The 13,079-nt window shown below is 60.4% G+C and carries 11 protein-coding genes; 7 read left to right on the top strand and 4 right to left on the bottom strand.

Translation table 11 applies throughout. The features are described from left to right. Positions 1–16 precede the first annotated feature (16 nt). Positions 17–1,390 (bottom strand): TlpA family protein disulfide reductase, encoded by a 1,374-nt coding sequence (locus SINAC_RS14230; RefSeq protein WP_015246335.1) that lies wholly within the window; start codon positions 1,388–1,390, stop codon positions 17–19. A gap of 603 nt (positions 1,391–1,993) precedes the next feature. Between SINAC_RS14230 and SINAC_RS14220 the strand changes: the two genes are divergently transcribed. From SINAC_RS14220 to SINAC_RS14210, 3 genes are all read left to right on the top strand, one after another. Beyond that, positions 1,994–3,028, top strand: coding sequence for a DUF1559 family PulG-like putative transporter (locus SINAC_RS14220; RefSeq protein WP_015246333.1), 1,035 nt, complete (start codon positions 1,994–1,996; stop codon positions 3,026–3,028). A gap of 944 nt (positions 3,029–3,972) precedes the next feature. Further along, positions 3,973–5,334 (top strand): transposase, encoded by a 1,362-nt coding sequence (locus SINAC_RS14215; RefSeq protein WP_015246246.1) that lies wholly within the window; start codon positions 3,973–3,975, stop codon positions 5,332–5,334. Positions 5,335–6,420: 1,086 nt separating this feature from the next. Next, positions 6,421–6,645, top strand: a complete 225-nt coding sequence (locus SINAC_RS14210; RefSeq protein ID WP_015246332.1) for a hypothetical protein — start codon at positions 6,421–6,423, stop codon at positions 6,643–6,645. Positions 6,646–6,665: 20 nt separating this feature from the next. Here SINAC_RS14210 and SINAC_RS39875 read toward each other — a convergent pair whose 3' ends face one another. Both SINAC_RS39875 and SINAC_RS39870 read right to left on the bottom strand, forming a co-directional pair. Continuing rightward, on the bottom strand, positions 6,666–6,920 hold the full coding sequence (locus tag SINAC_RS39875) for a hypothetical protein (protein ID WP_020466162.1): 255 nt from the start codon (positions 6,918–6,920) through the stop codon (positions 6,666–6,668). A 75-nt stretch (positions 6,921–6,995) separates the two neighbouring features. Next, on the bottom strand, positions 6,996–7,157 hold the full coding sequence (locus SINAC_RS39870; RefSeq protein ID WP_154673692.1) for a hypothetical protein: 162 nt from the start codon (positions 7,155–7,157) through the stop codon (positions 6,996–6,998). A gap of 160 nt (positions 7,158–7,317) precedes the next feature. On the opposite strand from SINAC_RS39870, the gene SINAC_RS14195 reads away from it, so the two are divergent. The 4 genes from SINAC_RS14195 to SINAC_RS14180 all read left to right on the top strand — a co-directional run bounded on the left by SINAC_RS14195 (position 7,318) and on the right by SINAC_RS14180 (position 10,773). Continuing rightward, a complete protein-coding gene (locus SINAC_RS14195) occupies positions 7,318–7,761 on the top strand; it encodes a hypothetical protein (RefSeq protein ID WP_015246330.1) in 444 nt (147 codons plus the stop codon). 251 nt (positions 7,762–8,012) lie between these two features. Beyond that, on the top strand, positions 8,013–8,159 hold the full coding sequence (locus SINAC_RS39865) for a hypothetical protein (protein WP_154673693.1): 147 nt from the start codon (positions 8,013–8,015) through the stop codon (positions 8,157–8,159). Positions 8,160–8,464: 305 nt separating this feature from the next. Then, positions 8,465–9,454: a type I phosphomannose isomerase catalytic subunit gene (locus tag SINAC_RS14185; protein WP_015246329.1), complete on the top strand. Its 990-nt coding sequence runs from the start codon at positions 8,465–8,467 to the stop codon at positions 9,452–9,454. A gap of 128 nt (positions 9,455–9,582) precedes the next feature. Next, positions 9,583–10,773 carry a glycoside hydrolase family 130 protein gene (locus SINAC_RS14180; protein ID WP_015246328.1) on the top strand — a complete coding sequence of 397 codons (1,191 nt, stop codon included), beginning with the start codon at positions 9,583–9,585 and terminating at the stop codon, positions 10,771–10,773. 109 nt (positions 10,774–10,882) lie between these two features. On the opposite strand, the gene SINAC_RS14175 is transcribed toward SINAC_RS14180, so the two are convergent. Beyond that, positions 10,883–13,060, bottom strand: a complete 2,178-nt coding sequence (locus SINAC_RS14175) for an amylo-alpha-1,6-glucosidase (RefSeq protein WP_015246327.1) — start codon at positions 13,058–13,060, stop codon at positions 10,883–10,885. Positions 13,061–13,079 lie beyond the last annotated feature (19 nt).

Here is a 13,079-nt window from a genome sequence, read left to right as displayed (position 1 = left end):
GGGCTCCGCAAACTTCTCACTTCTTGGCCAGGAGTTCCTTCAAGGATTTCGACACCTCGTCACGAAGAGTCGGCGAGTAGCCGACGTGGACGTCTGCGACATTGCCGTCCTGGTCGATGATGATCAGAGTCGGGAAGCCTCGTACATGGTACTTTTCCGGCACGCCCTCCCCCTTGAGTGTGGGGTAGTTCAACTTCATCGTATCGACCACGAACTTTGCGTCTTCCTCCTTCTGGTCGGTGTTCATCCCGAGCACGGCGACCGGCTGGTCTTTGAAATCATCGACGAGCTGCATGATCTGTGGCATGGCGCGAATGCACCAACCGCAGCCCCGATACCAGAAGTCGAGGATGACGACCTTGCCTCGGTAGTCCTTCAACGCGTGCGACTTCCCTTCGAGGTCCTTGGTCTCCCAGTCGGCGGCTGCGTGACCAAGAACCGCAGCGCGGTTCTTTGCCTCTTCGATGGTGTAGGATGCCATCCCCTTCTGGCTCTCGAGTTGCTGGTCGATTTGCTCCTGCAAGATCGGCAGCGTGAGTTTTTCGCGAGCGGCTTTCAGGGTCGATTCTGTCTCTGACAACAGGGCTGCAGCATGCTCAGCGTCCTTGCTCGCTTTCATCAAGAGATCTTTGCTTGCCTGGTTCGCCGCGAAATAGCGGTCCGATTCCTGGGCGAAGGTCTTGGTCCAGTCGGCGTCATGCTGCTCGAGCGAGACGAGTTCTGTGGTCCCGGTCCCCTTGCCGTTAAAGCCGTAGCCCTGCGTGTTGATGTTTTCGATCCGGCGGATCGCACCGCGCTTGCGATCGAAGAAGAATTTCGATCGGGACGAACTGTCGTAGATCTTGTTCATAAGGCTATGATTGACCCCCTCGAAGACCCACGACTTCGCATCCAGGTCGGAATCCTTGGCGAGCGTGTACTCGGTGCGAGCGTTGTCCATCACACCCTCGCCATCCCAGCCCGTCTTGGCTTGCGCGGCATCTTGCGGTAATCGGGGGAGAATCACCGTCGGATCGACCTGGAAGAAGGATGTGTTCGGGGCGAGTCGACCATCGGGAAAGATATCGCGATAGGCCATGTCCACTCTCGCCGGCCCCTCGCTCGTCTGGCGGCCGCTGGATGACTGCGAGAATTTCTGGCTGGAGCGGACGACGATTCGATAGCTGCCGTCGTCATTTTTGCGGATCACCCAGACCTGATAGTCGGTCTTGGTGCTGTGGCTGCCGTTTTCGAACTTGAACTCACTTGTGCCGTGATAGTTGAATTCTTGGCCAGGCTTCAAGTCGTAGCGGGGGATCGAGTCGCTCTCGTTTGCCTGGCTCCCTGCGTGAACACAAAGCAGGGCCATCGCCGCGAGCCCACCACGAAGCGTCCAGCGTGACATGGTCATGGCTGTCTCCTGGGAAATGAGACCGAGGTGCTTTCTCAACCTTGTTATACCTCGGACGAATGTCGCTGATAAAGAGTCAGGACGCTTTCTCGATAAAAATAAATCGTAAACATGATTTGATTTTAATGTTTGATAAAGGGGCTTGCTGACACAAAGGCTGAGGCGAGAGAGACTTCCAGTAATACGATCTTAGCAAGCTGCACTCTCAATCTTCACTTTGCGGGAAAGCCGCAGCGATACAATGAGGTTGATCAGCAGCCAGCGGGGGTGGGTTTGCGCTGACCCCGGGTGAATCGTGTGAGATGCCGGTTCGCGCCTCTCGGCGTAGCGAGGCGAGTTTCCGATCCGCTCCGCTGGCATGATCCGGAGAAGGTCGAGTGGGTGTGACTGGGCCGAGTCACGCCTTGTCATGATTCGCATTTGGGATTGGCTCACGCGCGACGTGATCGCGGCGGGCGAGTTGACGCTCGGCCCGTGCATTCCTCCCACCCCGTTACGCTTACGTGTTCAGGCAAAGTGAAAGTCGGTTGCCTCTTCTCGACCTCCCTCCGCCGTCTGGCAACAGGACATCGCTTCCGATTCATTCAGGACAAATGACCTGCCATGAAAAGACGAGGATTTACACTCATCGAATTGTTGGTCGTGATTGCCATCATCGCGGTCCTGATCGCCTTGCTCTTGCCCGCCGTCCAGGCAGCGCGTGAGGCGGCCAGGCGAATCCAGTGCGTCAACAACATGAAGCAACTTGGACTCGCAACGCACAATTATGTTTCGGTTCATAGCACGCTCCCACCCGGACGGATCTGGGCACCGTGGCCGGGGAAGGACTTTCCGAAGATTTTCTCCGGGGCTCAGAACACGACCTGGTTTACTTTGATGCTGCCCCAGATCGAACAAGGCAATCTGGCCAACTCGTTCAACTATGCGTTGGGCGCTGAGGGATGGAATGGGCCGGGCTTGGCGGTTGCCGATGGCTTCTTCGCCAATTCGACCGTGACGGGCACGAAGTTCGGGTCGTTCCAGTGCCCGTCCGATCGCCAGAACCAGTTTCAGATTAACTCGAGCTACAAGGGTGGGGCCTTGAGCAAGCCGATCTACACCAAGGGCAACTACGCGGCGAGTTGGGGAAACACCGACTGGGCCCAAAAATACAATAGTGGCATTACGGGTCCGCAATACTTGCGCTCTGCGTTTGGCCACGATGGGAATACGACGCTCGCCTCGATCACCGATGGCACCAGTAACACCGTTTTCGTTGGCGAAGTTCTTCAAGGAGCGATGAACGACATCCGGGGTGCGATGTGGTCAACCGTCCCAGGAGGCTCCTCTTTCATGACGCGGTTCACGCCTAACGCATCCAAAGACTACTTGGGCATCAGGGGCCCGAATGAAGGCGACTACCTGAACAACGACCCCGGTCTATTCTGCACCAGCGAACCCGTGCAGCAACTTCCTTGCGTCTCTGGTTCCGGTGATAACGACGCATTCGCAGGCTCCCGAAGTCGTCACTCCGGTGGCGTGAACGTGATGATGGGAGACGGCTCGGTCCGATTCGTCAAGAATTCGGTCAGCCCCCCTGTATGGGTTGGCCTCAACACGATCAGTTCGGGCGAAGTGCTCAGTTCCGACTCGTTCTGAGGAATGAAGCGACCAAAGCGGGCCCATTGGGTTTCAATGGGCCCCTCTCGTCTTGCCGGTCCATGATTCAGTTAATATCAAGTTGACTTCGATTGTAATTAATAATCATGTGAATGCTGTCTTGTTGGGCTGCGACAGTTGTTTGGTGATCCTTCTTGGCCTAATTCTTGCGGTAGCTTGGCACGTCCAGTTCGGCAATCTGCAATGTATGCAAATTTTATTGTTTGTGAACATAAATATTGAATTTGTTTTGTTTGCTTGTCGTCTGATTGTGTGGTTGTCGCTGCAGTGTCGCAAGGTCGAATGGGTCTTGTTCGCCAAGCAAACTCCTGGACGAGCATGATTCAGAGGCTGAACTTGCGGTCTCGGCCCGCGACAACTTGAATCCCACATGATGCGGCGCGTTGTGGGATACTGCTTGACCGTGGAAACCCCTTGAAAAGAATTCCTCGGTTGTGCGGTCGCATGGGCTCTTATTTGCTTCCGCGTTTCGCGGAAGATGGGCGGCTTGGCTAGGGTGGAGACCAAGATCTCTTCCCCGGTCACGGTGCCAATGCCTGCCGTAAGCTCACAACGGTGAGGCCGGTGGTCTCGTGAACCATCGCCTCAAGAAGCAGTCTCGCGGTTTCGATTAAGAGTCTGTCCCAGAAGGCGAATCGCATCGGAGTTTTTGATAACCTTCCGGGTGCCATGCGGTTCCGTACTCGGAACCCATGCGGGAATGCCTTGGCCTGTTGCGCACGGGGTCCGAGTACGGAACCCGTGGCACCCAACGTCAGTAACTCGGCGTCGTCAACAACGGATGTAACTCTCACGGGACCAGAGAATTACTACCGCCCCGTGGCTGCGGTTCGTTCGGGAGAGAGGGGGCAAAAAATCGCCGTTCTTCGTCATGATGGGTGCGGCTAGCAACCGGCACTCACCTGGATTGAGGAAGAACGGCGATGAAGGCAGCTCGGACGCTGCAAGGCTTGCAGCAACCGCAGTCGTTGATCGGCTATGTCCGACAGTTTCTCACCCCGACGGTCTGGAAGCAAGCCCGAGGGGTTGTTCCTCAAAGGCGTTCGGCGCCGCGGTGGGATCTCCAGCCGCTGGTCGTGGTCATGCTCGCCATGACCTGGGCCACCGGCGACTCCGAGTCCGAGAGGTTCGAGAAGGCCCGGGGATACTACGTCGCCTGCCATGAGTCGCGAAGACGCCCGGGAAAGACCTTCGTCGGCTTCCAGAAGGCGATGCGACGCGGCCCCATGCGACAACTCAGGGCGTTGGCCGCGGGGGTTCGGCAACAGATCCACGCCCGACTGGGGTCGCGGCGGATTGTCGACGGCTTCGAGCCGATGGGCTGCGACGGTTCGCGGATCGAGTGTCCCCGCACCCCCGAGTTGGAACGAGGACTCGGGCAGGCCGGCAAGAACGACGCGGCCCCCAACGTCTGGCTGACGGCGTTCGTCCACTTGCCCACGGGACTGCTTTGGTCGTGGCGACTCGGCCCGGGCACCGCGGCCGAGCAAGAGCATCTGAGGCACTTGCTCGCCACTCTCTCGCCTGAGGCCCTGATCGTCTGCGACGCCGCTTATATGGGCTTCGATCTGGTCCGGGCGATCCTCGGTGTCAAGCGATCGTTCCTGTTCCGGATGTCGTCGCGGGTCGGCCTCTACACCCTCGAAGTGGCGAACCTGGAGGATTGGACCGAAGGCCCTGTCTTGTACTGGCCGAACTATGTCCAGAAGAGAGGGAAAGCGCCGATCCAATGCCGCTTGATCCGGATCCCGGCCAAGGGCAAGGGTAAGGGGGCGGTCAAACGCGACGTCTGGCTCCTGACCGACGTCCTCGACCCAGCCCGGCTATCGGCGGCGACGGCCGCCAAATTCTACCGCTGGAGATGGCGTAATGAAGGACTATTTCGTACATACAAGCGTGTAATCAATAAAGTGAAACTCGCCGGCCGCACGGTGGCCTTGGTGCATCGCGAGGCCGAGTTGTCACTGCTGGCTACGCAGATCCTCCTGGCGCATGCCGACCTGGCGCTTCGGACGGCGACGGCGACCGATGGCCCCGTGATCAGCCCCCGCAAAGTCCTGATCGAGATCCGCAAGGAGATCGACGCGGCCGTGAAACCCAAGGTCAAGTGTTACCACGAGCGACTCGCGGGCTGCCGCACCGGGTGCCGGAAGCAGAAGAGCCCGAAAGCCACACGCAAGTGGCCTCGTCGCAAACCGCATAAGCCGCCGAAACCGCCTGGGCTCCACACCCTGACTCAGGAACAGAAAGCCTTGCTAAACAAGCACATGAGTGCAGCAGGATGAGGCATCAGTAATCGACGTTGCGTGGCACCCAAACGTCCCTTTTCCCCGGTGAAGCCTGACCTTCCGAGACAGGCACTAAGTGGTGCATCCGGCTTGTTCCGTTACAGCTACCGCCTAACCTAAATGTTAAATCTATTGAGACTTACGTGCCCCGTCTGTGTCAGTCCGCTTGCCGGATGCACCACTAAGTGAGTGCGTGTTTGTTTGCGCAATTGCTGCCCTTCTCGGCCGGGAGCGACTTTGCCTGATGCTGTTCGGCGGCAGTCAAGACGCCATGAAGGCGACCACGAAACAATCCGCGACCAAGTAGGCGTGGTTAGCTTTCGGGCCCCACCTCATGGGTTTCTGTTTGAAGCGGTGAGTCTCTTCACGGATGGCGGCCTCGATTCCTCCCTGTGTTATCAGGACGCCCTCGCGCAAAGTGGTTCTGATTTCGTCGATAACCCCATGCGGCCGTTTGCACGTACGTCGCGATGGGGTATTGGGTCATCATTTCGCAGGCTGCCTGAATTTGGATGATGCCAGACTTGACGAACGAATTCTCTTGCGTTCCTTTTACGAGTTTGCAAAAATGGGATGTTGTAATCGTTGGATGACTTGATAGAAGGCAGCCTGGCCGCGACCGGGGGGCGCTTGGCGAGTAACCCGACGTATCGGTTGCCCAACAACGGCGATCGAGCACATCGTTTTTTGCCTTCGGGAATGCGGGGCGGCTTTTACTGCCAGGAGCGAACACGAGGGACGACTTCCTCTCGCCAGCTCCGGAATCGATCAATAAAAACAAGCTATGGGATTGATCTTACTCATTATGCTTGTCATATTACTTGTGAGCGGCTTGTCCTACGGGGATTACAGCCGCAGAAGGGGTCGGTCCCAGTGGTGGTCTGGGGCTACGGTTTGTGATCGTTCTGATCTTCCCATTTCTGGACTGCATCCCGCGTGGTTTCTGATCGGGGGTGGCTCAGTTCCGGTGTCCCGGTCCCTGCGCCAATTTCGTGTCGGCGATTTCTGACGCCGAAACTCCATCGCCGTCGTGAACCGACACATGGTCGAGGACACCTCCAGGCAGCAAAGGGAGACCCCATCATGGCGACATTCGGACAGTACAAGCTCTCGGATGCGATTCGCCAATTCTGGCGCAAGCCCGGTGGCGTGAAGGGCGGCAGACCGATGCCGACCCACGAGACCGCCGCTGAGCAGGTCCGGGAGGGTAAGCACAGCGAGGAGGCCGGCCACGCCGGGGTGTCCAACCGGGATCGAATGATCGATATCGGTCGGGGCAACCAGCAAGCGGGGCGCCAGGGGCAATGAGGTCATTTCATGGAGGTGAATCATTGAATGGAATCATATTGTAAGGATGCAATGGTTTTGTTGAAGGGGAAGCCGAGGAACGGTGTGCCAAGCTGGCCGACAAGGACCTCATGACTCTCGCCGGCAAACGCGACACGCTGGCCGGCCTCTTGCAGCAGCGGTACGGCTATGACGAGGGCTAGACGGAAAAAGAACTCGATGAGTTCTCGCGGGCGCTGAAGCCGTAAACGCCCGTCGGCTGCAGGGAATCGCAGCACATCGTTGGTCGTGGTCAACCTGATTCCAGGATGGCCACGAGCGTAATGACCCGGTTTCCAATGACTCCGAAGGAAACAAGAACGATGCAGACCTCAACGAAGCACGTCGCGAGTGAACATCATCACATGGCCGCCGCTCACCATGCGGCTGCTGCTCATCACCACTTGGAGGCGGCCCACCATCACGATGTGGGCGAGCACGAAGCCGCTAAGCAGCATGCCGAGTCCGCGCACGAGCACGGCGAGCATGCTCATAAGGCCGCCGAAACTGCACATCAGCATTCGCACAAATAAGTAAGAACATCGCTTTTTGGCGCCACGTTCTCTCTCCTCCACCGGAGGCCGTTGTTGGTGAATCACGGCGCTCCGGTGGAGTGAGAACCAACGAGCTCGGTCTCGAGAAAGGGTGTCAGCCATGAAGCATGCATGGATTGCAGTGCTGGTGCCCGCGTTGGTTGCCCTTGCGGGCTGCAATCAAGACATACCGCAGGGACAGGGAGTGATCACCACCCTTCCCCGCAAGCCCTTGGCCTACGGTGAAGCTGACATCACGTTCAATCGGAGCGTGCCTCGGATGTCGACTCCACTCCACCAGGGAGAGGCGAAAGACGTCTCGACCGCTATCGAACGCGGCAGGAGCTTCGAGGGCGACGTCACGTTCCAGTTCACCGACAACCCCCCGGGAGTAACCCTCGACTCGGTACTCCCCGTCATCAAGAACGGGGATACGCTGGCGAAATTCACGCTCGAGCCTCAGAGTGATGCCTCTCCAGGTGACTTCACGATCAAGGTGACCGGGCACGGATCGAAAGGTGCGGACGCTGCGGTTCCATTGAAAGCCAGCGTACCCAAGAAGTAGCAGTCGAGGAGGAGCAGAGGTGGCGCCGGCTGGCTCTTGTCATCGAGCCGTTCGGCCCTTCTCCGTTTTCGTGATGCGTCGTCGCGATCCGGTGGGTGCGGCCTCCGATTGAATGAGGACACTCTGGTGGTCACGTTCCACAAGGCTTTGTCTTCCCCAGAAAAAGGCGCTGGTCAAGACTGCGGAGGGCGCGCCAGTGGTTCAATGATTCTCTCGGCGGGTTGCGGCAGGAGATTCAGAGAATCACCGGCGTGGACGTTCGCAAAGCCGCTGCCGAGGTCGAGACCGGTTCTGTGGTGCACGCCTACGCGACGGGCACCATGTTGCAGGTGTTCCTGCTTGCCCAGAGCGTGCCGGCGACGAATTGGGGCGAGGGCGATACGAATGGAGGTCCGTGATTATGGTCGCTCTCCCGCTACGGATAGCTGAACCCTGATTGAATCTGTTGGATTGGAGGTGCTGTTGTTTTTGGATTTATTAGGTAATTGTGGTTGGATTTTATGTGCTGGCCCCGCTTCTGTCGGGTGACTCCGCAAGTGTGTGGTCCCTTTTTGGGGAAGGTGTTGTTGGGGCTATCGAGATCACACCATTGCCCTTCGCAGCGGGGATTGCTCGGTGAAGAAGTATCGTCGCTGACTTCAGAGCCATACTTCGAAAGTATGCACCCAGGGTTGCCAAGTCTGGGGCCAAGAAGAGACATTATGTGATTGAATCGCTAATGTATCCGTTGCGGATTGAACCGATCTACCAATACCGCGTTTGGGGCGGTCGACGACTTGCCGACTTTCTCATGGCACCGCTTCCCGGCGACGGTCCCATTGGCGAAGCCTGGCTCCTGAGCGACCGCGATGACCATCCCAGCAGAGTTGCCGCCGGGTCGCTCAAAGGATCGACCCTTCGACAATTGCTGGAGCAGTCGCCCGACCTGTTGCTGGGAAAACTGGCGGGCCGATTCCGTCGGTTCCCCGTTCTCCTCAAGTTCCTCGACGCTCGCGACAAGCTCTCGGTCCAGGTGCATCCCGAGGACGGGCAGCAAGGCGATATCCCGGCTGGTGAGAGCGGTAAGACCGAGGCATGGGTCGTCCTTGAGGCGGGGCCGACGAGCCGGATTTACGCGGGCCTGAAGCCGGGAACGACGCGTGCCGAGTTGGAGCGGGCGCTCGCGAGTCGGGCGGTGGCGGACTCTCTGGCGAGCTTCACGCCGGTCGTTGGCGACGCGGTCTTTCTCCGAGCTCGAACCGTTCATAGCCTCAGCGACCTTCTGGTGTTCGAAGTGCAGGAAAACAGCGATGTGACCTTTCGCCTCTACGATTGGGATCGCGTCGACCCCAAGACGGGGAAGCCTCGTCCTCTGCAAATTGAGCAGGCGATGGCCTGCATTGATTTCGGACAAGTTGCGATCGGCCCGGTGGTTCCGGTGATCGAGGAGGTGGCACCCGTACGGCGAGAGCGCCTTTTTCAATGTGAGCATTTCTCAGTGTGGCGGCATACCGGACAAGCTTCTTTCAGTGTCGGCGCGGTGGACACTCCGCGGGTATTGGTTGGCCTTGTCGGCGAGGGAGAGCTTGAGCACGCCGGTCTCCCTTTTCCCCTCGGTCGCGGTGACGTTGTGTTTTTGCCGGCGGCGGTCGGGGCATGCACTTACCGGCCCCACACTCCAGTCAACGTGCTGGAAGTCGCATTGCCGGAATAGTTCCGGTCGAGCGAGCCGGCGTCGTTTCGATTCGAGTCGGGGATCCTGATGAGACCCAACGGGTGATCGAAGGCAATTGCCGTGGGGTCAGGTTGAGCCAGGCGAGCGTGCTCTTGTGAGAGGGGCCGATGGCTGGATTTCAGATGAAGCGGCTTGGGCTGGTGATGGAGCCTGAGCCGGGCAATCCGCTGGAGGTCGAGGGGGTCCTGAACCCGGCCGGGGTCCGCGGCCCTGATGGTCAGTATTACCTCTTCCCGCGTCTGGTCGCGAAGGGGAATTACTCACGGATCGGCATCGCACGAGTGAAGTTCAACGACGCTGGGGACCCGGCGGGCGTCGAGCGGCTTGGCGTCGCGCTGGAGCCCGAAACGGATTACGAACTGAGGCCCAACGGCGGTGGAGGTTGTGAGGATCCGCGGATTACTTACAGTGAAGCCCTCAAGCGTTACGTGATGACTTATACGGCGTATTCACCCGAAGGCCCTCGGATTGCGCTGGCTTTATCGGAGGACCTGTTCCACTGGCAGCGTTTGGGGCTGGCCACCTTCCGACCGTATGCCGGCATCGCGTTCGACGGCGTGGACAACAAAGATGCCAGTGTCTTTCCCGTGGCCATCCCCGATCCTGCCGGGGAGCCTGCCGTGGTCATTCTCCACAGGCCCCTCTTTCCTGGAACTCGTCCGGAAGAAACGGCCTGCCAACCGGCATCGCGCGTGGTGGACGTCCATCGAGAGAGTATCTGGATTTCCTACTGTCCACTGGGCGAGGCCGGCGATGAGCCCTATCACCTCTGCCACTTTGCCTTGCATCACCGGCTGGCCTGCCCGGTGGCCCCCTGGGAGCAGCTCAAGATCGGCGGCGGCACTCCTCCGATCCTGACGCGACATGGATGGATGCTGATTTACCACGGCGTCCACGAACTGGCGGGCCCGAGCGCGGGTGCGCACAAGCTCTGCTACTCCGCCGGGGTGCTGGTTCTCGCTCCGGAGCATCCGCGCGTGATTCTTTATCGTTCGCCGGATCCGGTGTTGACCCCGGAATTACCGCAGGAACGTCGCGGAATCGTCGCCAACGTCGTGTTTCCCACCGCCATCGACCGCCGCGACGATCTTGGCTTGCCCGATCGATTCGACGTCTACTACGGGATGGCCGACGACCGGATCGGGGTGGCTCGTCTGAACGTGCCGGAATTTCTGCCGCCAGGGGCACTCGCCGACCCGCCACGAGCCGAGACTGCACTACGGATCGACGGTCGACCGCAACGAGAGAGTGGCCAGTGTGTTCCGTTGACGATCCAAGGAGGTTCACCGCCGTCATGACAGGTTTCGCCACCATCGCCTCGCGCGAGCGGGACGAACTCAGCGTCAACAACGGCGTGCTTCCTGGTTGGGATTGCCTGCTCAAGTTCAACCCTCGTGACTCCTTTGATCATTTCGCTACCACGACCGCGAGGTCACCGACTCGGCGGAGCACGTTCACACCGACGTCGTCGCCGTGCCGGACGAGGAGCAAGTCCACCGTTGCTCCTGCGACGCTCAGGTTGGTGATCCTGAGTTCGGGCACAAAGGAGGGGAGCCTGGGTTGGTGGAACCAGACCTGCCGCTCGACTCCGCTCACGCCCAGTCCCAGGCACGCTTGCAGTAATAAGAATACGGAGCTTGCCGCCCAGGCTTGCGGGGCGCATGCCACCGGGTACAGGACCGGGCCCTCGCCCGGTTCGCGACCGAACCCGCAGAAGAGTTCCGGCATTCGGTTGAGGTCGAGATAGGTGGTGGCCGCGAACAGGCCGGCCAGCACCTCGACGGTAAGGTCCTTGAGGCCGTACCGCGAGGCCCCGTAGGCGATCAGGGCGTTGTCGTGGGGCCAGACGGTTCCATTGTGGTAGGCCATCGGGTTGAAACGCACCTCGGTCGCGGCCAGCGTCCGGATTCCCCAGCCGGAGAAGGATTCCGGGGACATCAAGCCACGCGCCACACGGGCGGCTCGGTCGGGCGCGGCGATCCCCCCGAACAGGCAGTGGCCGGCGTTGGAGGCTCGGACGTGGCAGGGCCGCTTGGTGCCGTCCAGAGCCAGGGCGTAAGTCCCGAGGTCATCCTGCCAGAAAGCTGCCTCGAAGCGAATGCGGAGCGCTTCGCCCTGCCGTTCGAGGGCGGCGGCTCGGTCCGGTTTTCCAAGGGCTCTCGCCAGAACGGCCCCGGCGCGGCGTGCGGCGTAAACGTAGGCCTGCACTTCGCAGAGGGCGATGGGGCCGGTCACCAGGGTTCCGTCGGCGTGGGACAATGCGTCGTCGGAGTCTTTCCATCCCTGATGGATCAGGCCATCTCCTGCGCGCCGCTCGTACTCGACGAACCCGTCGCCGTCTCGGTCGCCATCGCGATCGATCCAGGCGAGGGCGGCCTCGACGTGCGGCCACATGGCCTCGGCGAAGGGACGGTCCGCAGTCCGCTCGTAGTAGGCCCCTGCCAACAGTACGAAGAGCGGGGTTGCGTCGACACTTCCGTAATAACGGCCGAAGGGCATCTCGCCGAGCGTGGCCATTTCGCCGTTACGTGTCTCGTGGAGGATCTTGCCCGGCTCGGCGTCCTGCGCCGGGATCACGTCAATCGCCTGGGTGGCTGCCAGGTAGGCGAGCACCCCTCGGGCCAACTCCGGTCGGAGCCAGAGACACTGGAGGGCGGTGATGATCCCGTCGCGGCCGAACGGGGTGTTGAACCAGGGGACTCCGGCGTACGGGTAGGGGCCGGTCGGCAAGTCGGATGTCATCATATGCAGATCCGACTCGGACCGCCGCAGCCAGGCGTCGAATCGGCCGTCCGCCGCTCCCACCCGGCAGGACTCAGCCTTGAAACGCTCGAGGACGGCCCCGGCCGCCTCTTGTGCGGCCTCGTACCCAGGGGGGGCGGCGCGTTCCACGTCTCCGCGCTGGCAGGCCACCGCCAGGTCGACTTTGACCTCCTCGTGAGGAGGGATCGAGAGGCGGAATCGAGCCCGGTCCGCGACCAGCTCCGCCGGAGCCGGTGAGAACCGGAGCACGGTTCGCCGCTTCTGTTCGTCGAGACCGACGTAACCGAGCACGACCCGGCCGGACTCCGGCGCGATCTCCGGGGAAAGGTCGTGGCCTCGAGCCGTGCGCTTCATCCCACGGACCTCAAAGATGTCGGCGAAGTCGGCTCGAAACCGGAGTTGGATCGTCGTGTCGACCGGGGCAGGCCCATGATTCCTCACGCGGAGCCGCCAGTGGCAGACCCCTTGCCAGAGGAGGGTCCGCACGGCCAGATGAAGGGTCCCAAGCGGGATCTCGACTCGTCCGTCGCGCGTCCGGTCCGGGTTGGTCAGGGCGACCGAGAGCTGGTCGTTCTGGTCCCGCACGGTGGAACCGAGGAAGAACGGTGGCTGGCCGTCCAGTTCGAGGATCAGGAGCGAGAGATACCGCGTCCCCTCGTGATACAAGCCCTCTTCGCCCAGGCCGCCGGGTTTGAGGTGGCCGAGGTGGTCGAAGACGGCGAATGTGTCGCCGTGCTTGAGGACGCGGGTCCGGTCGTCGGCGACGCTCGAGTCGGCCAGCACATGGTGCGGGTCGCCACCGAGAGGTAAGGTCTTGTTCATCAAGGGAGTTTCCGTTCTC

It is taken from the genome of Singulisphaera acidiphila DSM 18658, assembly GCF_000242455.2.
Lineage (GTDB): Bacteria > Planctomycetota > Planctomycetia > Isosphaerales > Isosphaeraceae > Singulisphaera > Singulisphaera acidiphila.
Note: the sequence above shows the minus strand (reverse complement) of the source record. Positions and strands in the feature narration are given on the sequence as shown.